Below are 25,351 nucleotides of genomic sequence, written 5' to 3'. Positions count from 1 at the left end.
ATGATAAAAATTCTATTGTTCAGCCTCCGATTTTTTCAGCGGAAGCTTATCGCAAAGGGATGGTTTAGCTCTTTTAAAAAGGCACACGGCCTATAAAAAATAAAAAGCGCCCCTCTTACTTAAGTAAGTAAGGGAGCGCTATTAGCGTCTAAACGAATCGTCCTTTTTTAAGGAGCCCAAAAAGTATTCTACAAGCCCTGAAACGAAAAGTCAAGATTATAAATCTTCTTCGTCTTCGTCAGCGTCGAGGTCATCTTCCTCAAGCTCTTCGTCTTCATCGCCAAGGTCGTATTCTTCATCTTTATCAATTATATCATCATCGTCTTCGAACTCATCATCATCATCATCAAGATCATCGTCATCATCAAGAAGATCGTCATCATCGTCTTCTGTCAGATCATCATCGTCGAATCCGTCGATATCGTCGTAATCGATATCTTCTTCATCAAGCTCGTCATAATCTTCAAGATCGAGATCATCATCGTCCTTTTTCTTCGCCTTTTTCTTTTTAGGCTTGATTACGGTAACGATTTCTTCTTCATATTGGTCAACCGGATACCATGATCGAAGGCCCCAGCGGTTTTCGCCCAATCCGATAAAATGGCCATCTATATTTAAATCTGTATAGAACTGTGCAATTTTCCCTTTGACTTGTTCCTCTGAAAGGTTCATAAGTTTAGCCACTTCATTCATAATGTCATTAAAGGCCATTGGTTCTTTTTTGCTTGTTAGAAGTTCATAAGCCACTTCGATCAATGACATTTCTTGTAATTCTTCTTTTGAGAACTGTTCCAAACTCAATATCAGCACTTCCTTTCCCTATGTAAACGCTCATTCTGCAGCGCAAATCACAAACTATTTAAGCTGAAGTTCCGCAGCTGTCCGCAAATGCATGTGGACAGCCTGCAAGAAGGCATATTCTTCATTATAAACAAATTTTTACGGTTTATGCCAGTTATATCTGCTGTTCTGCGTATTTTTATGCGGTTTTTCTTGATTTTGAATTATCTTAATAAGAGGTTTGAATGATGTCCGTTAATTTTAGCATGGCATTTACTTTCCACGGGGATGTATAAGCGCCTCCTCGGCTTCGCCTGCGGGGACTCCCGCTCCCTCTCCTCCCGCAGGACATTTCCCGGATAAACACCGCACGAAGAAAATGCGGAAGCATTTTCTAAGATCAAGTGCCCTCCGCTTTAATTAACTCAGCAGGTAAAATTCTATGTGTATCACAAGACAATAACTTTTTGGATTTCCCTTTTAAAGGAAGCTAATCTGCCCTTTTCCTCCTCCTGCGCTTTAACGGGCGGTCCCATTTTTTATAGGCGAGCCAGGTGAAGTAAATGGAGAGCAGATAGAATGCAATGGCTCCCAGCTGTTTTCCATATAAGAAGTAGACTCCTGCAGCAGCTGCAAGGATGGCTGTATAGAGCAAGATTTTTTTCATTTTTTCACATCCTCAGGTTCCCCGAAGTGCAATGCTATGTATTGATTCCATTATATAGGATATGGATTTATTTTATATTAATTCTATGTTAAATAATAGTGCAGAAAACAAGGGCCTGCAGCTGCAGGCCCTGTTAATCCATTGGCTTTTACATATTGCGGCGGTACTGTCCGCCCACTTCGTATAGCGCACGGGTGATTTGGCCGAGGCTCGCCGCTTTGACGGTTTCCATCAGTTCGGCAAAAATATTGCCGCCGCTGACTGCTGCTTCCTTCAACTGTTTCAGTGCCTCTTCCGATTTGTCTTTGTTGCGCTCCTGGAAGCTGCGCAGATTGCGGATTTGCGTTTCTTTTTCTTCCTTCGTTGCCCTTGCAAGCTCCATATTGTTCATTTCATCCTCTGATGGAGGATTTGGGTTCAAGTAAGTGTTAACACCAATAATTGGAAGATCGCCAGTATGCTTTTTCATTTCATAGTACATGGATTCATCCTGAATTTTACCGCGCTGGTATTGCGTTTCCATGGCGCCAAGCACGCCGCCGCGGTCATTGATGCGTTCGAACTCTCTCAGCACCTGCTCTTCCACAAGGTCTGTCAGCTCATCCACGATAAATGCACCCTGAAGCGGATTTTCATTTTTCGATAAGCCATGTTCTTTAGTAATGATCATCTGAATAGCCATCGCACGGCGGACAGATTCTTCTGTCGGTGTCGTTATGGCTTCATCATACGCATTGGTATGAAGCGAGTTACAGTTATCCTGAAGCGCCATTAATGCCTGCAGTGTTGTGCGGATATCGTTAAAATCGATTTCCTGTGCATGCAGGGAGCGTCCGGACGTTTGGATATGGTACTTCAGTTTCTGGCTTCTTTCATTAGCGCCATACTTATCTCTCATAACCGCTGCCCAGATGCGGCGCGCCACACGGCCAAGCACCGTATACTCCGGATCAAGTCCATTGGAGAAGAAGAATGAAAGATTTGGTGCAAAATCATTGATGTTCATGCCTCTGCTCAAATAGTACTCGACATAGGTGAAGCCATTTGCCAGAGTAAAGGCAAGCTGAGAAATCGGGTTTGCACCTGCTTCTGCGATATGGTAACCGGAAATCGAAACAGAGTAATAATTGCGGACTTTATGGTCGATAAAGTACTGCTGAATATCCCCCATCATCCTCAAGGCAAATTCCGTTGAAAAGATACAAGTATTCTGTCCCTGATCTTCTTTTAAAATGTCAGCTTGAACCGTCCCGCGGACAGTCTGGAGCGTTTTCGCCCTTACTTCGGTGAATTCTTCAGGTGTCAGCACGCGGCCAAGCTCCTGCTCTTTTGCTTCAATCTGCTGTTCAATGGCCGTATTCATGAACATCGCCAAAATGATCGGTGCTGGCCCATTAATCGTCATCGATACAGATGTAGATGGATGGCACAGATCAAATCCGGCATACAGCTTCTTCATATCATCAAGTGTACAGATGCTGACTCCGCTTTCCCCGACTTTTCCGTAAATGTCCGGGCGGTAGTCAGGATCTTCTCCGTATAGGGTTACAGAATCAAACGCTGTGCTCAGACGCTTCGCGGCATCATCTTTGGACAGATAATGGAAGCGGCGGTTTGTCCGTTCAGGTGTACCTTCTCCGGCAAACTGTCTTTTCGGATCTTCACCCTCGCGTTTGAATGGGAAAACACCAGCTGTATAAGGGAATGAACCCGGCACGTTTTCTCTGTATACCCAGCGGATGATTTCTCCGTAATCCTTGTACTTAGGCAGTGCCACTTTTGGAATGGACAGCCCTGATAAGCTTTTTGTTTTTAAAACCGTCACGATTTCTTTATCGCGGATTTTTGTCACAAATTGCTCGCCTGAGTATTTTTCCTTCAGATCATCCCAGCCAGCAAGGATTTTCTTTGTTTCAGCAGTCAGCTTCTCTTCTGCTGATGATTTAATCGCTTCAAGAGAAGCAATGACTTCTTCATTTCCTTCTTGTTCTTTCACAGCAAGCAGAGCCCCTTCTAACTGGAACAGTTTGCGGGAAAGATCGGCCTGCTCCTCGGCTTTCTTGTGGTAGCCCCGGACTGTTTCTGAAACTTCGCGCAGATAATAGCGCTGTTCATTCGGGATAATCACATTCTGCTTCTCAACTTTTGCATTTTTTGTAAAACTTGTCTTCCAGTCCGTACCTGCTTTTTCATTAATCGTTTCCACAAGTGCCGCAAACACGGCATTTGTGCCAGGATCATTGAACTGGCTCGCAATGGTGCCGTATACAGGCATGTCTTCAAGCTCTTTTTCAAACAGCATCCGGCTGCGCTGGTACTGCTTTTGCACCTGGCGCATCGCGTCCTCTGAACCTTTGCGCTCAAATTTATTAATCACGATCAAGTCTGCATAATCGATCATATCAATTTTTTCAAGCTGAGAAGGCGCGCCGAATTCGCTTGTCATCACATACATAGAGGCATCACAAATTTCCGTAATGCCTGCATCCCCCTGCCCGATTCCGCTAGTTTCCACAATTATCAGGTCAAAGCCGGCTGCTTTGACAACCGAAATCGCATCCTGAATCGCAAGTGATAGCTCACTGCGGGAATTTCTTGTTGCCAGGCTTCGCATATAGACGCGCGGATTAAAAATTGCGTTCATGCGGATGCGGTCGCCAAGAAGCGCTCCGCCCGTTTTTTGCTTTGTCGGATCAACAGAAAGAATCGCAACTTTTTTCTCCGGAATTTCATTGATGAAACGGCGGATCAATTCGTCAGTCAGCGAGCTTTTTCCAGCACCGCCTGTACCCGTAATTCCCACTACAGGAACCTGTTTTTCCAGTGATTTCACTTTCTCCATGACCGGCTCAAGCGTTGCTGCCGCTTCTTTGCCTACTGTTACCTGATGCTCAGCCAGTGTAATCAGCTTCGCGATGGCATTCGTTTCCCCTTCCTGAAGCTTTTCAATCTGCTCTGAAGCTTCAGCTGTGAATGTAGGGAAATCACATTCCTTGATCATCCGATCAATCATCCCCTGGAGGCCGTATTGGCGGCCATCTTCGGGAGAGAAAATTCTCGCGATTCCGTAGTCATGCAATTCTTTGATTTCCTTCGGGATAATGACACCGCCCCCTCCGCCATAAATGCGGATGTGGGATGCGCCCCGTTCCTTCAAAAGGTCATACATATATTTGAAGTACTCTACATGTCCTCCCTGATAAGAGGAAATGGCGATTCCCTGCACATCTTCCTGGATTGCAGCATTTACGACTTCCTCCACAGAACGGTTATGCCCGAGGTGGATGACCTCTGCACCGCTTGCCTGAATGATGCGGCGCATAATATTGATGGAGGCATCATGTCCGTCAAATAGACTTGAAGCCGTAACGAAGCGAATGTGATTTTTCGGCTTATAGACTTCTGGATTGCTCATCGTTCTCCCCCTTGTCCGTAAGCGCAGGCACCAGTGCTGCTGATGCCTGCGAACTATTATTAGGCTTTTTCCGAAACTCTGCCCGGATCCTTTATTCCTTGAAAAAGGAGATTGGTCTGCAGCTGGATATATTCATCGATGCTGTACATTTTCTGAAGTGACCATCGGCGGAATGCCCACATTTGTCCCTGAACAAAAATGTTATGGGCAATCATTTTGATTTTTTCCTCCGGCAGGTCCAGTTCTCCGTTCTCGACGCAAAGTGTAATGACATGCTCGAACATGCCGACCATTTCAATTTCTTTTTTCAGAACATATGGAAGCGCGTCTTTTGTCAGAGCCTTTACTTCCTGGTACATGACGAGCACTTCATCCTGCATTTCATCGACCACCTTGAAATAGTCGGCGATGCCCTGCTTTAGGCTTTCAAGCGTGCCCTGCTTTGTATCAAGACCTTTTTGCAGCCGCTCAGCGACCTGGTCATAAATGCTGTCACAAACCAGATATAGGACGTCTTCCTTCGTCCGGATGTATTCATAAAGCGTTCCAATACTAAAACCAGATGCCTTTGCGATCTCTCTAGTTGTTGTACGATGGAACCCTTTTTGGATAAAAAGGGTGACGGCACCTTTAATCATCTGATCACGTCTTTTCTTGACAAGACGCTCATCTTTAACAGAAGCCTGCACTTCCCGTTTTTTCATTGTTTACCTACCGCCTCCCTCTGTGAAATCAATTATTTCGTTACCATACGAGAGATTACGAGACGCTGGATTTCTTGTGTGCCTTCGTAGATTTGCGTGATTTTTGCGTCGCGCATGAAGCGTTCAACCGGATAATCCTTTGTATATCCGTATCCGCCAAAGATTTGAACGGCGTCTGTTGTTACTTTCATGGCCGTGTCACCTGCAAGGAGTTTGGACATGGCAGATTCTTTACCGTATGGAAGGCCTTCTGATTCCAGCCAGGCTGCCTGGTAAGTTAATAGTCTTGAAGCTTCAATGCTTGTGGCCATGTCCGCCAGTTTGAATCCGATTCCCTGCTGGGCAGCGATCGGCTTGCCGAACTGCTGGCGTTCTTTTGCATATTCGACTGAAGCATCCAGTGCGCCCTGTGCGATTCCGACAGCTTGGGCAGCGATGCCGTTGCGGCCGCCGTCAAGTGTCATCATGGCAATTTTGAAGCCTTCGCCTACATTGCCCAGCACATTCTCAACCGGAACCTTGCACTCTTCGAAAATGATCTCAGTTGTAGGTGAGGAACGGATACCCAATTTCTTCTCCTTCTTGCCGACAGAAAAGCCTTCAAAGCCGGATTCTACGATAAACGCAGTTGTTCCTTTGTGCTTGGAAGCTGGATCTGTCAGGGCAAATACAACATAGATATCTGCGATTCCGCCGTTTGTGATGAAAATTTTGCTGCCGTTTAAGACGTATTGATCCCCCTCAAGACGTGCCGTTGTTCTCATTCCGCCGGCATCTGATCCGCTTCCTGGCTCCGTAAGGCCATATGCGCCGATTTTTTCACCCTGGGCCATAGGCTTTAGAAATTTTTGCTTTTGCTCTTCGCTTCCGAATTTGAAAATCGGCCAGCCTGCCAGGGATGTATGCGCTGAAAGAGTTACACCTGTAGAGGCACATACTCTGGAAAGCTCTTCAACTGCGATGCAGTATGCAAGGTAATCACTGCCGATTCCGCCGTATTCTTCAGGCCATGGAATTCCTGTTAAGCCAAGCTCTGCCATTTTGTCGAAAATCTCTCTGTCAAAGCGCTCTTCTTCATCGCGCTCAGCAGCAGTCGGCGCCACTTCATTCCTGGCAAAATCACGCACCATTTTTCTGATCATTTCATGCTCTTCACTCAATTGGAAATTCATTGTCTTTCCCCCGCTTTATATGGATTCATTGATATATGGTGAATTCATTATTGGTCTGCTTCTTTACAGCTGTTTGCTGATGACAATCCGCTGAATTTCGCTTGTGCCTTCATAGATTTCGGTAATTTTGGCATCACGGAAGTAGCGCTCAACCGGGTAGTCTTCTGTGTAGCCGTAGCCGCCGAATACCTGGATGGCTTCTGTTGTCACGTCTACTGCTGTTTTGGATGCAAAAAGCTTTGCCATTGAGGCTTCGAGTCCGCACTTGACACCGCGCTGGCGCATGTCTGCTGCGCGATAGATTAATAGTTTTGCAGCTTCAGCGCTTGTTGCCATGTCTGCAAGCTTGAAGCCGACACCTTGCTGAGCAGCGATGGGTTTGCCGAACTGTACACGTTCCTTCGCATAGCTGGCAGCTGCCTCAAATGCCGCTTCCGCGATTCCAAGCGCCTGCGAAGCAATCCCGATCCTTCCAGCATCCAGGTTAGCCATTGCAATCTTGAAGCCTTCTCCTGCATTGCCAAGAAGATTATCAGCCGGCACCCGCATATCTTCAAATGTCAGCTGCAGGGTTCTTGAGCCGTGCAAGCCCATTTTGTGCTCATCTTTCCCAAATACAAGGCCTGGCGTATCTTTCTCTACAATAAAAGCGGAGATGCCTTTGCTGCCAAGCTCGGGATTAGTGGATGCAAATACAATATATACGTCTGCTTCGCCTGCATTCGTGATGAACACTTTTGATCCATTAATGACATAATGATCTCCATCTTTTACCGCACGGGATTTCAGACTTCCCGCATCTGAGCCTGCGCTCGGTTCAGTGAGGCAAAAAGCGCCGAGATACTCGCCTGAAGCAAGCTTCGGAATATACTTCTGCTTTTGCTCTTCCGTACCGAAGTAAAGGATTGGATTTGTTCCTACTGATGTGTGGACTGATAAGATAACGCCCACTGTCGCACTTACGCGGGACAGTTCATGGATGGCGATAATGTAAGAAGTAAAGTCCATTTCGGATCCGCCGTATTTTTCAGGAATCGGTATTCCCATAAGGCCAAGCTCGCCCATTTTGCGGAGAATCTCCCTTGGAAACTCACCCTGCTCCATTTTTTCCACAAAAGGGGCGATTTCCGTCTGCGCAAAATCTCGCACCATTTTTCTCATCATTTCCTGCTCTTCTGTAAATCTCAGGTTCATTTGTATACCCTCCGATGCCGCCTGGCTTTATTTAGCCGGGCTCTTGTAATTTTTATCCGTAAGCGTAGAACCCTCTGCCTGTCTTCTTGCCAAGCCATCCAGCTTTTACATATTTTCTTAACAGCGGGCATGGACGGTATTTATCATCACCAAAGCCTTCGTGCAGGGTTTCCATAATATACAGGCATGTGTCCAGGCCAATGAAGTCAGCCAAAGTCAGCGGTCCCATTGGATGGTTCATCCCAAGCTTCATCACTTCATCAATGGCCTCTTTCGTTGCGACCCCTTCATAAAGTGTGTAAATCGCTTCATTGATCATCGGCATCAGGATGCGGTTGGATACGAACCCAGGGAAGTCATTCACTTCTACAGGCACTTTTTTAAGCGTCTTCGTGATGTCTTCAATGGTTTGATACACTTCGTCGGCTGTCGCCAGGCCGCGAATGATTTCTACCAGCTTCATCACCGGCACTGGATTCATAAAATGCATGCCGATGACCTTTTCCGGACGTTTTGTCGCAGCTGCGATTTCTGTGATAGGAAGAGACGATGTATTGCTCGCCAGGATTGCATGCTCTGGTGCAATCTCATCCAGCTGTCTGAAGATTTTTGTTTTGATTTCCATGTTTTCAACGGCTGCTTCGATGACGAGTTCAACGTTTTTTGCATCCTGCAGATCGGTTGAAGCGGTTACATTTTTAAGAACCGTTTCCATCTCCTCCGCTGTCATGCGCTCTTTTTCTACCTGGCGGGAAAGATTTTTTTTAATCACGCCAAGGCCGCGTTCAACAAAATCTGGCTTTAGGTCGTTTAAGATGACGCTATAGCCTGCTTGCGCACAAACCTGCGCGATTCCTGAACCCATTTGTCCAGCACCGATTACCATAATGTTTTTTACGTTCATTTTTGTATCCTCCGTTCTTGGGTTTGACCGGTTGTTCTATATTTACTTGAGTTGTTGAATTTTCTGGTCGCTGAGCCGTTTTGGCATTAATCGTGTCTTTTAACTACCATATTCTGCGGAGTCCAATCTTTTTGAGTATTAATCTCTCAGATTAACTACTGTTTTCTTAGTCACGCTTTCTTTTTGGGCGTTATTCCACTCGATTAACTACCATTTTCACGGCTCCGCTTCCGTTTTGGGCGTTATTCATCCAGATTAACTACCATTCTCACGGATCCGCTTCCGTTTTGGGCGTTATTCATCCAGATTAACTACCATTCTCACGGATCGGCTTCCGTTTTGGACCTTATTCAGCTCGTTTAACGACCTTTCCGTTGTTAATTCCTATTCATTACTGCTTCGGAACCTCAATCATAACCGCATCTCCCTGGCCTCCGCCGCTGCAGATGGCCGCAATGCCGATTCCGCCTCCGCGGCGCTTCAGTTCATGCATCAGTGTAAGAATAATTCTCGCTCCGCTTGCGCCGATTGGGTGGCCCAGAGCAACGGCACCGCCGTTAACATTCACTTTTTCTTCATCAAGGCCGGCAATTTTTCCGCTTGTTAAAGCAACAGCTGCAAATGCTTCGTTAATTTCAAATAGGTCAATCTCTTCCAGGGTTTTTCCTGTCTTTTTCAAAAGAGCATTAATGACAAGGCCAGGGGTTTGCGGGAAGTCCTTGGCTTCCACCGCTAGCGCTGTATGGCCAAGAATATAAGCTTCCGGCTTTTTGCCCTCGCGTTCTGCACGCTCTTCGCTCATCAATACTAATGCTGCTGCCCCGTCGTTAACGCCAGGCGCATTCCCGGCAGTGATCGTTCCGTCCGAATTAAAAACAGACCCAAGCTTAGCCAGCTTTTCTAAGGAAGTATCTTTGCGGGGCGATTCATCCTGGGACACAATGATTGGCTCACCCTTTCGCTGCGGCACTTCCACTGGCACTATTTCCTCTGCCAATTTGCCGGATTCCATTGCTTCAATGGCACGTTTATGGCTTCTTAGAGCCCAGTTGTCCTGCTCTTCCCGGCTGATTTCGAATTCTTTAGCTGTCGAGTTTCCGTACGTTCCCATATGGACGCCTGTGAAGCTGCAGCTTAATCCATCATGAACCATTAAGTCCTTAACCGTTGCATCGCCCATGCGCAGGCCCCAGCGCGCTTTCGGCAAAATGTAAGGCGCATTGCTCATGGATTCCATGCCGCCAGCCACGATGACTTCCTCGTCACCCGCCCGGATGATCTGATCTCCTAAAGTGACACTTCGCATGCCGGAAGCACAAACTTTATTAATCGTTTCCGTTTTCACTTCCCACGGCAGGCCGGCCTTTTTCGCAGCCTGTCGTGAAGGGATCTGGCCCTGACCTCCCTGAAGAACGGTTCCGAGAATCACTTCGTCTACCTCTTCAGGATTGATGCCGGCTCGGTTCAGCGCTTCTTTTACTGCAAATCCCCCAAGGTCGGAAGCTGTAAAGCTGCTAAGCGCTCCGGCAAATTTTCCAAAAGGTGTTCTTACTCCGCTAAGAATTACGGTTTTTCCCATAAAAGAATCGCTCCTTTGTACTATTAATTTAAAATGTTCGCAAAATTAATTAGAAAAAAATTGGGTCCCTGAAGCTGTTCTGGCTGAAGTTAAATGTTTGTGAAGGTTCTTGGGTTGACTGAACGCTCGCTCGAAAAGACCGCGAAACAAAAGGATTTGTTCGAACTTCAGTCAGCCAGCAAAATTGTAAGCGCTTTATCATTTTCTATTTTACTAGAAAAATAGCAGAAATTGAAACACTTTACACAAAATTCTGGTAAAAACATTTTTCGTCAAAATGCTTTAGCTGAAATTTGCTTCAGTGCTCCAATTTCCATTTTAAATATATTAGGATACTAAATTCTGGCTTTCACCTATAACAGACTTTTCGAGAATTTCAGCAACATCATACGTATGAACCTGTTCTTCCACTTCTTTTGCTTTCGTTCCATCTGACAGCATCGTTAAGCAGTACGGACATCCTGAGCTGATCACGGATGGATTCACTGCCAATGCCTGCTCGGTGCGTGAGACGTTGATGCGGTGTCCTGTTTCTTCTTCCATCCACATCAAGCCGCCCCCTGCTCCGCAGCACATGCCGGTTTCGCGGTTTCTTTCCATTTCCACAAGCTTGACGCCCGGGATGCTCTTAAGGATTTCACGCGGAGGATCGTACACCTCGTTGTAGCGTCCAAGATAGCAGGAGTCATGGAATGTGATCGTTTCTTCTACAGCATATTGCGGCTTTAGCTTGCCTTCTTCTACAAGCTGGGCAAGAACTTCAGTATGGTGATAAACCTCTGCCTCTAATCCGAAATCCGGATACTCATTTTTGAAAATGTTGTAGGCATGGGGGTCAATCGTTACGATCTTCTTCACTTCATTTTTCTCAAACTCTTCAATATTCTTTGTGGCAAGCTCCTGGAATAAGAACTCGTTTCCAAGACGTCTTGGTGTGTCACCAGAGTTCTTTTCCTTGTTTCCAAGAATTGCGAATTTAACGCCTGCCTCATTCATTAGTTTCGCAAAGGAAAGAGCGATCTTTTGGCTGCGGTTATCGTAAGATCCCATGGAGCCAACCCAGAATAAGTATTCGAACTCTTCTCCTGCCTTTTTCATTTCCTTCACTGTCGGCACATGAACATCTTCGCGTGCTTCTCTCCAGTCTTCGCGCTCCTTGCGGTTCAGTCCCCAAGGATTTCCCTGGCGCTCGATATTGGTCATGGCGCGCTGTGCATCAGCATCCATTTTACCCTCTGTTAAAACAAGGTAGCGGCGCAGGTCAATAATTTTATCAACATGTTCATTCATAACCGGGCACTGGTCTTCACAGTTACGGCAAGTCGTACAAGCCCAGATTTCTTCTTCTGTGATGACTTCGCCGATCAGGCTTGGGCTGTAAGCGAGGCCTGCAGCAGCTTCTTCTGCACCCTGGCCGGCAGCTGCAAGGGCAAGCTGATTGCCTTTCGTATTTGAAAAAGCGAATGTCGGCACCCAGGGCTGCTTCGAAGTGACAACAGCACCGTGATTGGTTAAATGATCACGCAATTTCAGGATTAAATCCATTGGCGAAAGCATTTTTCCCGTGCCGGTTGCCGGACACATATTGGTACAGCGCCCGCATTCCACACACGCATAGAAGTCGATCATCTGATGCTGTGTAAAATCTTCAATTTTTCCGACACCAAAACTTTCCTGTGATTCATCTTCAAAGTCGATTGACTTTAATTTCCCCGGATTATCCAGTCGGTTGAAATATACGTTGGCCGGTCCGGCGATTAAGTGGGCATGCTTGGATTGCGGCACGTACACAAGGAATGCAAGCAGGAATACTAAGTGAATCCACCATGAGATGTAAAACACAACAATCGAAGCCGTTTCACCCATCCATGCGAATGCACCGGAAATCATGGAAGCAACCGGTTCTGTCCAGGTTCCTTCATGGCCATGCCAGATCATGCCCATTCCATTGCCAAGCAGTACGGAAAGCATGAGCCCTCCGATAAAAATAAGTACGAGACCTGATTTGAATCCGCGTTTTAAGCGGACAAGCTTTTCCACATAACGGCGGTAGAAAGCCCAGATTACCGCAACAAGGATCATCAGGGTCACAATTTCCTGGAAAAAGGTGAAGCCAGGATATAATGGTCCAAGCGGTAAATGCGCACCTGGCTTAATTCCTTTGATAATAAAATCGATTGCTCCAAATTGGACAAGAATGAAGCCGTAAAAAAACATCACGTGGATGATTCCGCTTTTCTTATCCTTTAAAAGCTTTTTCTGGCCGAATACGTTGATCCAGATCTTCTCAAGGCGCTCTTTCACCTTGCCGTCAAACTCTACCTTTTTGCCAAGCTTGATATATTCAATCCGCGTCTTCACAACATAGACAAACAGGCTGATAGCGTAAGCGGTTACAAGAAGAAATGCAATTAAGTTGATCCATAATAAACCGTTCATGGGCATCGTGCTCCTTTCTTCATCTTAGAAAATTTTAAAAACAGTATAATTTTCTGAATTTACTCATACTCCCATTATATTATGAATGAGCATTCAGTCAACCATTTTTCATTAAACTTGTTCGAAAAATTTTATTATTTTCATTTATTAAATTCTTTTTAAAGGTGAAAACTCCTCCCTTTTTGGGAAGATTCCATGATAGAAAAATCTCTGCAGGAAATACTAACAGGAAAATCCTGTCGAGAGGAAGATTGCATTGACTGTCTGGAATATCATTATGGTCGTTTTACTCGTCATCTTCTTATGGCTCTATATTGATTTTACACTGGGCCGGAAAAGCCATATGAAAAAGCTTGAGCGGACCGCCTTACCCATCCGGCAGTCTGATATGGAATTGTTTGCAGATGGGCCTGCTTTATTTGATGATTTATTTTCCGAGCTAAGAAAAGCGCAAAAGCACATCCATATTTTATTTTATATTGTGAAGGATGATAAAATCAGCAAGGAGTTTTTAACTATCTTAAAGGGTAAAGCAAAAGAAGGAGTGGAAGTCCGCCTTTTGGTCGACTGGGCCGGAAGCTTTCCTGTTAAAAGAAAAACCGTAAAGGATCTTAAAAGCAGCGGCGTCAAATTTTCGTTTGCCCATGTGCCGAAGCTGCCATTTCTTTTCTATTCTTTTCAGGCCAGGAACCACCGGAAAATTACCGTCATTGATGGAAAGATCGGATACATTGGCGGCTTCAATATCGGCAAAGAATACATCAATCAGGACAAAAAGCTGACCCCCTGGCGTGACTATCACTTGAAATTCCACGGTGAAGGGGTACAGGATCTGCAAAGAGAGTTTCTGACTGATTGGTATAAAGCAGCCAAGACCAACCTGCTAGCAAACAGCATTTATTTTCCTGAGCTGCATGCAGGAGAATACCGCCATCAGTTTGCAGCTTATAAAGGGGTTTTTTTAGAAGAAAGCTTCTCCTCCTTAATACGGAAGGCGAAAAAGAGCATAACGATTGGGACACCCTATTTTATTCCGGGCAAAAGGCTTTTTCAGGACTTAATTAATGCCCTGGAACGCGGCGTTACAGTAAAAATACTCGTCCCATGCATCACGGATCATATTCTTGTAAAAGAGGCCTCTTATCTTTACTTAAGGACCTTGATTAAACATGGTGCTTATGTGTATGAGTACAAAAAGGGCTTTTACCATGCAAAGGCGATTATTATCGATAATGAAATCAGTGATGTCGGAACAGCCAATTTTGATAAGCGGAGCCTGTTCTTAAATTATGAAATCAATTGCTTTATTTATGACAAAGAGTTCATTAAGCAGGTCCAAGCTGTTGTAGACAAAGACATACTAAATGCAAAGAGGCTGACACTAAAAGAATTAAACCGGCTGGATCCTTTACGGACATTCAAAGAGATGCTTGCCCGGTCTGTGGCAAGCTTTCTGTAGAGGAGGTCAGCAAAAAGAAGGTGCTGCAAATTGAAAATCAGACTGGGATATGTTTCCCATGCCATCAGCTTGTGGGAGGCATCTCCTGCCAGAACGTTAACGTTTACGCGCTATCAGCAAATGCCTGAGGAAGAAAGGCTGGACAAGCTGAAGGCCGTCACAGCGGTGAATCTGCAAAATACGTTAAGAATGCTTTATTTTAATATTGCACATGAAATCCAGCTGTATCGCCTTTCAAGCTCCATTGTTCCACTCGCCACGCACCCGGAGGTTTTATGGGATTTTGTCACACCTTTTAAGGAAAAATGGCTTGAAATCGGTGAATTGATTAAAAAACATGGGCTCCGCGTCAGCTTTCATCCCAATCAGTTCACCCTGTTCACTTCTCCGCGCGAGGATGTGACCCGGAATGCAGTCAAAGACATGGAATACCATTACCGGATGTTCGAGGCCATGGGGGTTGAAAATAAAAGCATCATCAATATCCATATTGGCGGGGCTTACGGGGACAAGCTTGCGACCATTGACCGGTTCCATGAAAATCTGAAGATGCTTCCGTCTCATATTAAAAAGCAAATGACACTTGAGAATGATGATAAAACCTATAACGCGGATGAAACTCTCCTGGCCTGCCAGAAAGAAAACATCCCCCTTGTGTTTGATTATCACCACCATATGGCGAACCTAGGCACCCGCCCGCTGAATGAGCTTCTCCCAGAGATTTTTCAGACATGGGAAAAAACAGGACTTAAGCCGAAAATCCACATCTCCTCGCCCAAATCTGAAAAAGCCTTCCGGTCCCATGCCGACTGTGTTGACATTGATTTCATCAGGCCGCTTCTCGATCAGCTGAAAACCTGTAACCGGGATATCGATTTTATGATTGAAGCCAAAGCAAAAGATAAGGCTGCGCTTAAGCTGACTGAGGATATCAGCAGCATCCGCGGGGTGAAGAGGATTGGCGGAGCCGAGGTAGAATGGAACTAAAGAAGGCGTTCCCTGTGCGGAACGCCCCTTTATTTTAACTGAATCACCTTCACCTTCTGTCTTATCTCCTCAGGCCACCAGGCCCCACATTCTTCAGAGACTACACAGGCAGCGCATTTTTGCAGGTCGTACACCTTCATGCCAGTAATCGGAGGTGAATAAAGATGCAGTGTGACAAGGTTCTCCCTGCCTGCACTCTTCATTTTGTGCACACCTTTTTTGGGAGCAAAAAAGAAGGAGTCTTTGGACTTTATCTCTGCAAAAAGCTCAACTGGGACGTCTTCCTTCACTTCAAAAACAGTGTTTTCCGAATCTCCATTTAACACTTGAATCCATCCCTTTGAATTTCCATGATCATGCGGGGCGCATTCGATATCTGACCAGTTCATGACGAGCAGTTCCACTTCGTCATTCTGGTGGAGCAGCTTGCGGTAATAGGGTTTTCCATCTGCCGGCTGCAGGTGCGGAAGCAGATCCTCAAGCTTGATATCAAGTGATGCCAAAGCCTTTCTAAGTTCTTCTGCAGAAGGTGATTTCAATGGATTCAAAATGTTTATAAACCGTTCCTTCAAGGCCATTAAACGACTCCCCCTTTAATGTGGATTATCGTTTCCTCCATGAAAAATATTTCATCTGACCATTCACCATGATCACTCCTATAATAATTATGATTCCACCCATGATGCTTATGAAGAAAATTTTTTCACGAAGAAGCAAAATGGCCGCAATAAAGGTAAACAGCGGCTCCATATAGATAAACATTGATACTTTGGAAGCTTCCAAAACCTCGAGTGCCTTGGACCAGTACCAATAGCCAATCCCCGATACAAATATGCCCAGAAACAATATATGGGCCCATTCAGAACCGGATAAAAGATGAAACTTCTCCCATCCTCTATCTCTCATTAAAAAGGGAATGGTCAACATACAGCCAAGCAAACTCATATAAAAAGTGACCACTAGGGAAGGCAGCTTAATTTGCAATTTTCTTACCAAAATCGAATATACCGCCCAATTCAGTGTACTTAGGATCATGAGGAAGTACCCTATATTTAAAGCAAACCCCAGTGTCTGGCCGCTCCTCGCTCCTGTTACCATGAGCACGCCGGAAATCGCAGTAATAATGCCCAGTGTCTTAAGGAATGTCAATTTTTCATGAAGAAAGATCATGGAGAGGAGCACGGTAAAAACTGGTGAAAAAGAAATGATCCACCCCGCAGACGAGGCGTCTATCGTCTTTAGAGCTGTTACCTGGATGACCTGATGGATGAACACGCCGAGTACACCGAGAACAATTAAATGGGGAATATATTTAAGCGGAATCTGGAGAGGATATCTTTTCAGCAAGAGCAAAAGAAGCAGAAAAGCCGCCCCGATGGCAAATCGGAGCATGATTAATGTATAAGGGTCCAGCTTATCTAAAACAGCTTTGGTGGAGACAAAAGAGACTCCCCAAAAACTGATTGAAATGGTTGCGTAAAGTGAGGCTGCAAACTGTGGTTTCATTGGCGGGCATGTCCTTTCCGGAAGGGTTTCTATCATGATATGCTCGTCCGGATGTAACATGCGGAGTTTAGTTTGAATTACTTGCGGGTTCTGACAGGTTATTTGCTAAATTTATCATTTATTTGCTGAATTGCGGGTTTGCTGACTAATTTATTGGGGTTTGCTCTTTTAGTTTTCCTGGTTTGCTGCCTGGTTTTCGTTTTTTTGCTGATTTACCAGGTTTGTTTGCTTTTTTCCTCATTTGTTTGCTAGTTTCAACTATTGTTTGCTGATTTCCAAGGTTTATTTGCTAAATTCAGGATTTATTTGCAAAGTTCACATTTAGACAAAAAGGATGCCCATAACTAACGTGGACACCCTTTCCCAATCTATCTCAATATCCCCTGCAGCCACGGCAGAACCACTTCATATGCTTTAAACCCGAGGTAAATGCCGACAATCCCCATAATGCCAGGCAGTGCTGGCGGTGCGGGAATCGGCAGCTTCATGAAAGCAAAGACAAATCCGACGAGAAATCCTGTAAGTATGGATAAAAGAACGATTTTCATGAGATCCTCCTATAATAACTTACTATGTTTTACCAGTTTAACTATAACCTTAAACATATGCCTTTAGCTTCCCCTTTTTCGTCAAAAACATGAAAAAAGCCGACACCTATAAGTGCCAGCTTTGAGTTTTACATTTTTTCCGGTGCAGATACGCCGATTAATTTCAGAGCATTCTTCAAGGTAGTCTGAACCGCCTTGATCAGTGCCAGACGGGCTTTGGTTCTTTCCGGATTTTCCGCATCCAATACTTTTTCAGCATTATAGAAGCTGTGGAAAGAAGAAGCCAGTTCATAAATATAGTTCGTGATTCTGTGCGGCATGCGCTTTTGCGCCGCTTCGCCGACTGCCTGCGGGAATTCGCCGATTTTCTTCAGGACATCGATTTCCTTTTCCGCCTGAATCAGGGAGAAATCTGCAGCTCCGGCAGCCATTCCCTGCTCTTCACCCTGGCGCAGGATGCTGGAAATACGCGCGTGTGCGTACTGGGCATAGTAAACAGGGTTTTCATTTGATTGAGATACAGCCAGATCAAGGTCAAAATCAAGATGTGTATCTGCGCTTCTCATCGCGAAGAAATAGCGTGTTGCGTCCAATCCTACTTCTTCTACAAGATCACGCATTGTTACCGCTTTGCCGGTACGTTTGCTCATCTTCATTTTTTCACCGTTTTTGTACAAGTGTACAAGCTGGATAATTTCGACTTCGAGCGCATCACGGTCATAGCCAAGCGCCTGGATGGCCGCCTTCATGCGCGGAATGTAGCCATGGTGGTCAGCGCCCCAGATGTTGATCAGCTTTTCAAAGCCTCTTTCAAGCTTGTCTTTATGGTAAGCGATATCCGGAGTCAGATATGTGTAAGAGCCGTCATTTTTAATCAGAACACGGTCTTTGTCATCACCGAAAGCAGTTGAGCGGAACCAGGTTGCACCCTCTTCTTCGTAAATGTGGCCGTTATCCTTTAATGCCTGAAGGGCTGTGTCGATTTTGCCATTATTATAAAGGGATGTTTCAGAATACCAAACATCAAATGGCACGCGGAAATCTTCAAGATCCTGCTTCAGCTTCGCCATTTCATATTTCAGGCCGTATTCACGGAAAAAGTCAAAACGCTCTTTTTCATCCGAATTTACATACTTATCCCCGTACTCTTCAGCCAGCTTTTTGCCGATGCCGATGATGTCTTCGCCTTGATAGCCGTCTGCCGGCATTTCTTTTTCAAGGCCAAGAGCCTGGAAATATCGCGCTTCAACCGATAGAGCCAAATTGTTAATCTGGTTGCCCGCATCATTGATATAGTACTCACGGGATACATCGTAGCCAGCTTTGTCCAAAATATTGCATAGCGAATCACCGACAGCTGCACCACGTGCATGTCCAAGATGCAAGTCCCCTGTTGGGTTTGCTGAAACAAACTCAACCTGGATTTTCTGGCTGTTTCCAACCATTGTTTCCCCATACTGATCTCCTGCTTCCAGAACAGCCGGAATCAGATCAGTCAAATAAGAATTATTCATATAAAAATTGATGAAGCCAGGTCCTGCGATTTCAATTTTTTCAATGGAAGCTTTTGAGCTGTCAAAATGAGCGATAAGCTCCTCTGCAATCATTCTTGGCGCTTTTTTAGCCACACGTGCTAATTGCATCGCCATATTCGTGGAATAATCTCCATGAGCCTTTTCCTTCGGGATTTCAAGAATTACATCAGGGATCTGCTCTTCCGCTGCCAAACCAGCTTTTACAACCGCATCCCTGATTTCCTGCTTTAATTTGTCTTGCACCTGCTCAACTATGTTCATTGTTCTCCTCCTCAAACGTAATCGCCAAATGGTATGTACCTGCCTGGGATCCCTGCATTTTCAGATCGTATAAAATATCAATCGAACCTTCACCAGATTCGTCATCATATTGATGGGCCATCCGCTTGGTCACCGTGCCCATCTCAAACACTCCGTAGGGCGTCTCGTAGCTGCCGCGGAGCTTTTTATTCATTCTAAAAGGGAGCCTCATTTTCACGGCGCCGCTTCGTAAAATCAGCCCGTCTGCATCGGACATTTTTATGATCGTCTTTACTGTTCCCTCTTCCATCACTTCATCATACTGAAGGAACCGGGCAGAATCTTTTATATAGTATCGGCCAAAAGCAGTCAATTCAAAAGTCTCTTTGCTGCCAAGCTTGCGAATATCCGTCTTCACATTAATCTTCACAGGCATTTGTTCCGCTGAGCGACTGGACAACGGCAACACATCCTTTTCATCGTATATAACTATATAAGTATAAATACTCGCCGGGGAAAGTGCAAGGAGCGGGCAGACGAAAAAAACGGAGACCGAGGTCCCCGTTTATTTTTTATTTACCCATCCAAGAATCATTTCTCGGATCAGTTTGCTTGCTGTATTGGCTGTTTGTTCAGAGTGATCATAGATTGGCGCAACCTCGACAAGGTCAGCCCCAACGACTTTAACATCTGAATGGGCAATTTCATGAATAGAAGCAAGAAGCTCTCTTGAAGTGATGCCGCCTGCGTCGACTGTGCCTGTTCCCGGCGCGTGGGCAGGGTCCAGAACATCAATATCAATCGTTACATAGACCGGACGTCCTGCAAGCTTAGGAAGGATGTCTTTCAATGGCTTGTGCACTTCGAATTTTGAAATGTGCATGCCAACTTCCTTCGCCCACTGGAATTCTTCTTTCATGCCGGAACGGATGCCAAAAGAATAGACATTGCCAGGTCCAATTAAATCAGCTGCTTTGCGGATTGGCGTTGAATGGGATAATGGCTCCCCTTCATAATCCACACGAAGATCCGTATGGGCGTCCATGTGGATAATCACTAAATCCGGATATTTTTTGTACATCGCTTTGATGACAGGCCAGGAAACCAAATGTTCTCCGCCCATGCCAAGCGGGAATTTATCCTCCGCCAGAAGCTGATCGATAAACTCCTCAATCATATCGATGCTTTTTTGCGGATTTCCGAATGGCAGCGGAATATCGCCGGCATCATAATATTTTACCTCTTCAAGCTCGCGGTCCAGGTATGGGCTGTACTCTTCAAGCCCGATGGATACTTCCCGGATGCGGGCAGGGCCGAAACGGGAGCCCGGACGATAGCTGACCGTCCAGTCCATCGGCATTCCATAAATGACCGCTTCACTTTCCTCATAACTAGGATGGCTTTTAATAAACACATTGCCTGAATAGGCTTCATCAAAACGCACCAAGGTCATCCCTCACTTTTTATGTATTCAAGAAGGCCGCTTTAGAAAGCAGCCTGTCCATTACTTCACTAAGTCTGCAACAAATTTTGGCAATACAAATGCCGCTTTATGCAATTCTTTAGTATAGTATTTTGTTTCGATCTCATGGAAGCGATCTTCGCTTACTTCTAATGGATCGTATTTTTTAGATCCGATTGTGAACGCCCACATGCCGCTTGGGTAAGTAGGGATATTCGCAGTGTAAAGACGAGTGATTGGGAAAATTTCTTTCACATCGCGCTGTACGTTGCGGATAAGGTCCGCTTTGAACCAAGGGTTGTCAGACTGGGCCACAAAGATGCCGTCTTCTTTTAAGGCTTTAGAGATTCCAGCATAGAAGCCTTTTGTGAATAGATTTACCGCAGGTCCTACCGGCTCAGTTGAGTCAACCATGATTACGTCATATTCATTTTCGCTTTCGGCAATGTGCATGAAGCCATCGCCTACCTGTACATCAACGCGAGGGTCATCAAGCTTGCCTGCAATCTCAGGAAGGAATTTTTTTGAGTACTCAATAACCTTTCCATCGATATCCACAAGAGTCGCCTTTTTCACGCTTGGATGCTTAAGGACTTCGCGGATGACGCCGCCGTCACCGCCGCCAACGACAAGAACGTTTTCAGGGTTTGGATGCGTGAACAAAGGAATGTGCGCAACCATCTCATGGTAAACAAACTCATCCTTGATTGAAGTCATAACCATGTCATCAAGAAGAAGCATATTGCCCCACTCTTCTGTTTCCACCATATCAAGCTTCTGGAATTCTGTCTGTTCTGTATGTAAAGTACGCTTCACCTTCATCGTAATGCCAAAGTTCTCCGTTTGTTTCTCTGTAAACCAAAGTCCCATTCTTTAATCATTCCTTCCAAAAAAAAATGAATTATCACTAAAGAGCAGCAAAAAGCATTTCACCTTTTATACTTCCCTAACATGCAAATAACAAACACAAAAAAAGTATAGATGAATCTAGCAAAATTGCAAGAAAAATTTCTCTCATTAGTAGAGAAAGATGTTTAAAAACGCCCTGTTTTTTCAATACTGAAGATATGTACTTATGTTTATTTTACTTTTAGAAAGAAACAGGGGGTGTCAAATTTGGAATTAATGACGGATCAGCGTTTCCGGAAAACGATGAAATATTTGCGTGCGGTTCTCATTATTAGCTTAATAGGAATGGCTTTAGCCGCAGTGATAATCGGAGGCATTCTGGTATATGCCAAAATCCTGGGGCCGCCGCCGCTCGCCGTTCCGCAATCGACTTTATTTTTCTCGGATGATGGCACGGTTATCGGAGAAAGCCACAACGGCCAAAAGCGCTATTGGGCACCACTTGATGACATCAGTCCGCATTTAATTGATGCGACGGTCTCGATAGAGGATAAGAATTTTTTCGAGCACAATGGATTTGATTATAAAAGGATCGCCGGTGCCGCCCTCGCAGATATAAAGGCAATGGCCAAAGTTCAGGGCGCCAGCACCATCAGCCAGCAGTATGCCCGCAACCTGTTTCTTGAACATGAAAAAACCTGGAAGCGGAAATTGCTTGAGGCTTTTTATACCATCAGGCTTGAGATGAATTATACGAAAAAGGAAATCCTTGAAGGCTATTTAAATACGATTTATTACGGCAATGGAGCTTACGGCGCGCAGGCAGCAAGCCAGTTCTATTTCGGGAAGGATGCAAGTGAGCTGTCATTGGCTGAGGCTTCGATTTTATCCGGCATCCCTAAGGGTCCTGGCATCTACTCTCCATTCGCATCTGCAGAAAAAGCGGATCAGCGTCAGAAAGTGATTCTGCAGACGATGGTGAAGAACGGACTTGTCAGCCAAAAAGAAGCAGATTTCGCGGCGGCGGAAGAGCTTGAGCTGGTTGGTGAGCACATGCACCCTAGAGCGAAAACAGCCCCGTATTTTCAGGATGCAGTCCGCAATGCTCTTAAAACACAGCTGAAGCTGGATGACCGGACCATTGAATTGGGCGGATTGAAGGTTTATACCACTTTGGATCTGAAGGAACAGGAAATCGCGGAAGAAACAATAGATAAGCTTATTTCAAAAGACTCGGAGATTCAGGTCGGTGTCGTTGCCATGAATCCGAAAAACGGCTATGTGAAAGCGATGATTGGCGGACGTGATTATGAGGAAAGTCCTTTTAACCGGGCAGTCCAGGCAGTCAGGCAGCCCGGATCGACGATAAAGCCGCTTCTCTATTACGCGGCATTGGAGCAGGGCTTCACCCCCTCCACTCCGATTCGAAGCGAACAGACGACATTCCGCTTTGAAGACGGCACGCCAGACTACACACCGCATAACTTCAACAGCAAGTATGCGGATGACGAGATCACCATGGCCCAGGCCCTTGCACTATCGGACAATGTCTATGCGGTGAAGACCCATTTATTTTTAGGAGAAGAGACACTTGTTAATACAGCCAAGAAATTTGGCATTACCTCTAAAATGGCGAAGGTACCGTCCCTTGCACTCGGCACATCCGGCATGAGGGTCATTGAGCTTGCGAACGCCTACAGCATGTTTGCCAATGGAGGGAAAAAGGTCTCGCCAGTACTTATTAAGCGTGTAGAAAACCATAAAGGCGAAGTCATTTACGAGCAGGAGCCTTTCCAGATGAAGATTCTGAAGCCGGACCTTGCTTTCGTCATGACCCATATGATGACAGGCATTTTTGACCGGAAGCTGAACGGCTATGCCCAGGTAACGGGAAGCACAGTCATCAACGATATGACCCGCCCGTATGCCGGCAAGTCCGGTTCAACCGAAACAGACAGCTGGATGGCCGGCTTTACACCACAGCTTGTCACAGCGGTATGGACCGGCTATGACAAAGGCCAGGTCATTACAAAAACCGTTGATAAAACGTATGCCAAAAACATTTGGATCCGGTTTATGGAGGAAGCCCATAAAGGAAAGCCGGCCAAGGAATTCAAAGCGCCCAAAGATACAGTCGGCGTCTACATTGACCCAGCCAACGGGAAAATTGCCGGGGAAAACTGCCCGGTCAAGCGCCTAACCTACTTCGCAGAAGGCACAGAACCTGCGGAATACTGTACAGACCACTTGAGCCATAAAGAAGAGAATAAAACGGAGCAGCCGAAAAAGAAGCCTGAGACACCTTGGTATAAGAAACTGTTTCGGTGGGCTTCGTAACGGTGACAGGCACCTATACCACTTGTAAAACTGGTATAGGTGCCTGCCGCTTTAATAAAAATGAAAAACCCCGGGGTCCGAATCCCGGGGTTTTTCGTGTCCTAGTGCTATATTGTGCCTTCACACTGTTAAATAGTTTACTTTTTTTATTGGAATTGTACAAGTAGTTAGAAAATCAAGTCAAAAAAATGTCACAATTTCGTCACAAAATTAGACTTTTTTTCTAAATGGCTTGTAAATCTGTTTTTAGCTGTTCCGCCGATCTTTCCCACATGCCAGCGTCATGATTTTTCAGGAAATCTGTCAGCACTTTTTTAGATTTCTCGTCCATATGATCCACAATGATATGTCTTTTAATCGATTTATCCATACGGTTCACATGCTCCGGCAGCGATTTGTAGCCCCGGCGGATTTCTCTGTCGACCGTCATCTCACATGCAGTAACACCTGCATAATAAGCGCCGCCCTCTTTGCGGTCAATGGTGACCCAAATCAGCCAGTACGGCTTCCCGTTTGGCACCTCCTCTTTGCTTTTCAAAAACTTGATGCCTTTTTCAACAGGGCTGCGCGCATGCATAGCGCCCACTTCAATAGACGCCTCCCCGGCATCCACATCAATAATAACCGGTGTCACATTATCAAGGCTCAGAGTCCCGACCCCAAAACCGCCATGTCCTTCAGTCGGGTCGCTCTTGATTATATTAAAATCGACTTTCTTTTTCTTTTTTTCTTCCATCTTCAAGTCCTCCTAAGCAAATATTAGGCTCTTATTATTATGTCATAAATATTTCATAGAAAAAATCATTTAGGCCGCTCGCCAGCACCGGCAATACGGTGTTAAAAATCGGCTGGATGGTGTATTGATCCAACGGTGTAATGACAAGGATAAGGAAAATCACAGAGCCATATGCCTCAAACTGAGTCATTTTCGGGCGAATATGGGCTGGTGCCAGATCCTCAATAATTCTATAGCCATCAAGCGGCGGAAATGGCAGCAGGTTGAAAACAAACAGCACTAAATTAAGCTGAATAAAGATATTCAGGAAATCTGCCACAAACGCTGGAAACGAAGCTGCGAGTCCTGTACCGGCAAGGGAATACCAGATAAAAAAGCCCAGGACAGCCATCACCAGGTTGGATATCGGTCCGGCAATTGAGACAGAAATCCCGGCAAGCATCGGATTTTTGAAAAAGAACCGGTTGACCGGTACAGGCCTGGCCCATCCAAATCCGGCAATAAAAATCAGGATTGTTCCAATCGGGTCCAGATGCTGCATGGGATTTAGGGTTAATCTGCCCTGATTTTTTGCAGTGGGATCTCCAAACTTATAAGCCACATAGGCATGGGCAAATTCATGGACCGTAAAGGCGATCATCAACGTTACCGCAACATAGGGAATCTCCCTGAGAGAAAACGCCAAAAATTGTTCCAAATGCCAAAACTCCCTCTCCTGCCGGCTGTAAAGCTAGGCTTTATTTATACATACTATGTAGGAAAAGACGATGCTATTTACCTAAAAGTATACATGAACGCCTGGTCAAAGGGAATCAGACTTGCACATTGCGAGAAAAAG

The 25,351-nt window shown here is 45.4% G+C and carries 21 protein-coding genes; 3 read left to right on the top strand and 18 right to left on the bottom strand.

Annotated elements, in window-relative coordinates; genetic code table 11:
* Window positions 1-216 precede the first annotated feature (216 nt).
* The 9 genes from rpoE to QUF73_18600 all read right to left on the bottom strand — a co-directional run bounded on the left by rpoE (window position 217) and on the right by QUF73_18600 (window position 12,854).
* On the bottom strand, window positions 217-801 hold the full coding sequence (gene rpoE / locus QUF73_18640; GenBank protein MDM5228143.1) for a DNA-directed RNA polymerase subunit delta: 585 nt from the start codon (window positions 799-801) through the stop codon (window positions 217-219).
* Between the two features lie 469 nt (window positions 802-1,270).
* Window positions 1,271-1,447, bottom strand: a complete 177-nt coding sequence (locus QUF73_18635) for a hypothetical protein (GenBank protein MDM5228142.1) — start codon at window positions 1,445-1,447, stop codon at window positions 1,271-1,273.
* A gap of 148 nt (window positions 1,448-1,595) precedes the next feature.
* Window positions 1,596-4,862, bottom strand: coding sequence for a methylmalonyl-CoA mutase family protein (locus tag QUF73_18630; protein MDM5228141.1), 3,267 nt, complete (start codon window positions 4,860-4,862; stop codon window positions 1,596-1,598).
* Between the two features lie 59 nt (window positions 4,863-4,921).
* Window positions 4,922-5,566 (bottom strand): TetR/AcrR family transcriptional regulator, encoded by a 645-nt coding sequence (locus tag QUF73_18625; GenBank protein MDM5228140.1) that lies wholly within the window; start codon window positions 5,564-5,566, stop codon window positions 4,922-4,924.
* Window positions 5,567-5,598: 32 nt separating this feature from the next.
* The gene (locus QUF73_18620) at window positions 5,599-6,738 is read right to left on the bottom strand and encodes an acyl-CoA dehydrogenase (protein MDM5228139.1); all 1,140 of its coding nucleotides are present in this window, start codon (window positions 6,736-6,738) and stop codon (window positions 5,599-5,601) included.
* A gap of 63 nt (window positions 6,739-6,801) precedes the next feature.
* Window positions 6,802-7,932 carry an acyl-CoA dehydrogenase gene (locus tag QUF73_18615; GenBank protein ID MDM5228138.1) on the bottom strand — a complete coding sequence of 377 codons (1,131 nt, stop codon included), beginning with the start codon at window positions 7,930-7,932 and terminating at the stop codon, window positions 6,802-6,804.
* Window positions 7,933-7,984: 52 nt separating this feature from the next.
* The gene (locus QUF73_18610) at window positions 7,985-8,836 is read right to left on the bottom strand and encodes a 3-hydroxybutyryl-CoA dehydrogenase (protein ID MDM5228137.1); all 852 of its coding nucleotides are present in this window, start codon (window positions 8,834-8,836) and stop codon (window positions 7,985-7,987) included.
* 391 nt (window positions 8,837-9,227) lie between these two features.
* Complete coding sequence (locus QUF73_18605; protein ID MDM5228136.1) at window positions 9,228-10,415, bottom strand: acetyl-CoA C-acetyltransferase; 1,188 nt, start codon at window positions 10,413-10,415, stop codon at window positions 9,228-9,230.
* A gap of 327 nt (window positions 10,416-10,742) precedes the next feature.
* Window positions 10,743-12,854, bottom strand: coding sequence for a (Fe-S)-binding protein (locus QUF73_18600; GenBank protein MDM5228135.1), 2,112 nt, complete (start codon window positions 12,852-12,854; stop codon window positions 10,743-10,745).
* A 277-nt stretch (window positions 12,855-13,131) separates the two neighbouring features.
* Between QUF73_18600 and cls the strand changes: the two genes are divergently transcribed.
* Window positions 13,132-14,313, top strand: a complete 1,182-nt coding sequence (cls, locus tag QUF73_18595) for a cardiolipin synthase (GenBank protein ID MDM5228134.1) — start codon at window positions 13,132-13,134, stop codon at window positions 14,311-14,313.
* 30 nt (window positions 14,314-14,343) lie between these two features.
* Complete coding sequence (uvsE, locus tag QUF73_18590; protein MDM5228133.1) at window positions 14,344-15,300, top strand: UV DNA damage repair endonuclease UvsE; 957 nt, start codon at window positions 14,344-14,346, stop codon at window positions 15,298-15,300.
* Window positions 15,301-15,329: 29 nt separating this feature from the next.
* Here the strand turns inward: uvsE and QUF73_18585 are convergent, their stop codons facing one another.
* From QUF73_18585 to speE, 7 genes are all read right to left on the bottom strand, one after another.
* Window positions 15,330-15,878 carry a cysteine dioxygenase family protein gene (locus tag QUF73_18585; protein ID MDM5228132.1) on the bottom strand — a complete coding sequence of 183 codons (549 nt, stop codon included), beginning with the start codon at window positions 15,876-15,878 and terminating at the stop codon, window positions 15,330-15,332.
* A 25-nt stretch (window positions 15,879-15,903) separates the two neighbouring features.
* Window positions 15,904-16,806 carry a DMT family transporter gene (locus tag QUF73_18580; GenBank protein MDM5228131.1) on the bottom strand — a complete coding sequence of 301 codons (903 nt, stop codon included), beginning with the start codon at window positions 16,804-16,806 and terminating at the stop codon, window positions 15,904-15,906.
* A 368-nt stretch (window positions 16,807-17,174) separates the two neighbouring features.
* A complete protein-coding gene (locus QUF73_18575) occupies window positions 17,175-17,354 on the bottom strand; it encodes a XapX domain-containing protein (protein ID MDM5228130.1) in 180 nt (59 codons plus the stop codon).
* Window positions 17,355-17,482: 128 nt separating this feature from the next.
* The gene (gene argS / locus QUF73_18570) at window positions 17,483-19,150 is read right to left on the bottom strand and encodes an arginine--tRNA ligase (protein MDM5228129.1); all 1,668 of its coding nucleotides are present in this window, start codon (window positions 19,148-19,150) and stop codon (window positions 17,483-17,485) included.
* Window positions 19,137-19,589, bottom strand: a complete 453-nt coding sequence (locus QUF73_18565; GenBank protein ID MDM5228128.1) for a DUF1934 domain-containing protein — start codon at window positions 19,587-19,589, stop codon at window positions 19,137-19,139. The genes argS and QUF73_18565 overlap by 14 nt, the downstream gene beginning before the upstream one ends.
* Before the next feature lie 105 nt (window positions 19,590-19,694).
* Window positions 19,695-20,573: an agmatinase gene (gene speB / locus QUF73_18560; protein MDM5228127.1), complete on the bottom strand. Its 879-nt coding sequence runs from the start codon at window positions 20,571-20,573 to the stop codon at window positions 19,695-19,697.
* Window positions 20,574-20,633: 60 nt separating this feature from the next.
* Window positions 20,634-21,461, bottom strand: a complete 828-nt coding sequence (gene speE / locus QUF73_18555; GenBank protein ID MDM5228126.1) for a spermidine synthase — start codon at window positions 21,459-21,461, stop codon at window positions 20,634-20,636.
* A 246-nt stretch (window positions 21,462-21,707) separates the two neighbouring features.
* Here speE and QUF73_18550 point away from each other — a divergent pair, with 246 nt between their 5' ends.
* On the top strand, window positions 21,708-23,777 hold the full coding sequence (locus tag QUF73_18550) for a PBP1A family penicillin-binding protein (GenBank protein ID MDM5228125.1): 2,070 nt from the start codon (window positions 21,708-21,710) through the stop codon (window positions 23,775-23,777).
* Window positions 23,778-24,000: 223 nt separating this feature from the next.
* Here the strand turns inward: QUF73_18550 and QUF73_18545 are convergent, their stop codons facing one another.
* Together QUF73_18545 and QUF73_18540 are read right to left on the bottom strand one after the other, a co-directional pair.
* Window positions 24,001-24,513 carry a YwhD family protein gene (locus tag QUF73_18545; GenBank protein ID MDM5228124.1) on the bottom strand — a complete coding sequence of 171 codons (513 nt, stop codon included), beginning with the start codon at window positions 24,511-24,513 and terminating at the stop codon, window positions 24,001-24,003.
* 37 nt (window positions 24,514-24,550) lie between these two features.
* Window positions 24,551-25,210: a site-2 protease family protein gene (locus tag QUF73_18540; GenBank protein ID MDM5228123.1), complete on the bottom strand. Its 660-nt coding sequence runs from the start codon at window positions 25,208-25,210 to the stop codon at window positions 24,551-24,553.
* Window positions 25,211-25,351 lie beyond the last annotated feature (141 nt).

Source organism: Cytobacillus sp. NJ13, assembly GCA_030348385.1.
Lineage (GTDB): Bacteria > Bacillota > Bacilli > Bacillales > Cytobacillaceae > Cytobacillus.
Note: the sequence above shows the minus strand (reverse complement) of the source record. Positions and strands in the feature narration are given on the sequence as shown.

What these genes read in the sequence shown, in the direction of transcription:
- QUF73_18610 (MDM5228137.1), bottom strand. Translation starts at nt 8,836, where the DNA reads ATGAACGTAAAAAACATTATGGTAATCGGTGCTGGACAAATGGGTTCA.
- QUF73_18585 (MDM5228132.1), bottom strand. Translation starts at nt 15,878, where the DNA reads ATGGCCTTGAAGGAACGGTTTATAAACATTTTGAATCCATTGAAATCA.
- QUF73_18630 (MDM5228141.1), bottom strand. Translation starts at nt 4,862, where the DNA reads ATGAGCAATCCAGAAGTCTATAAGCCGAAAAATCACATTCGCTTCGTT.
- argS (MDM5228129.1), bottom strand. Translation starts at nt 19,150, where the DNA reads ATGAACATAGTTGAGCAGGTGCAAGACAAATTAAAGCAGGAAATCAGG.
- QUF73_18545 (MDM5228124.1), bottom strand. Translation starts at nt 24,513, where the DNA reads ATGGAAGAAAAAAAGAAAAAGAAAGTCGATTTTAATATAATCAAGAGC.
- cls (MDM5228134.1), top strand. Translation starts at nt 13,132, where the DNA reads ATGGTCGTTTTACTCGTCATCTTCTTATGGCTCTATATTGATTTTACA.
- QUF73_18605 (MDM5228136.1), bottom strand. Translation starts at nt 10,415, where the DNA reads ATGGGAAAAACCGTAATTCTTAGCGGAGTAAGAACACCTTTTGGAAAA.
- QUF73_18635 (MDM5228142.1), bottom strand. Translation starts at nt 1,447, where the DNA reads ATGAAAAAAATCTTGCTCTATACAGCCATCCTTGCAGCTGCTGCAGGA.
- QUF73_18625 (MDM5228140.1), bottom strand. Translation starts at nt 5,566, where the DNA reads ATGAAAAAACGGGAAGTGCAGGCTTCTGTTAAAGATGAGCGTCTTGTC.
- QUF73_18615 (MDM5228138.1), bottom strand. Translation starts at nt 7,932, where the DNA reads ATGAACCTGAGATTTACAGAAGAGCAGGAAATGATGAGAAAAATGGTG.
- QUF73_18580 (MDM5228131.1), bottom strand. Translation starts at nt 16,806, where the DNA reads ATGAAACCACAGTTTGCAGCCTCACTTTACGCAACCATTTCAATCAGT.
- QUF73_18600 (MDM5228135.1), bottom strand. Translation starts at nt 12,854, where the DNA reads ATGAACGGTTTATTATGGATCAACTTAATTGCATTTCTTCTTGTAACC.
- speE (MDM5228126.1), bottom strand. Translation starts at nt 21,461, where the DNA reads ATGGGACTTTGGTTTACAGAGAAACAAACGGAGAACTTTGGCATTACG.
- QUF73_18575 (MDM5228130.1), bottom strand. Translation starts at nt 17,354, where the DNA reads ATGAAAATCGTTCTTTTATCCATACTTACAGGATTTCTCGTCGGATTT.
- QUF73_18620 (MDM5228139.1), bottom strand. Translation starts at nt 6,738, where the DNA reads ATGAATTTCCAATTGAGTGAAGAGCATGAAATGATCAGAAAAATGGTG.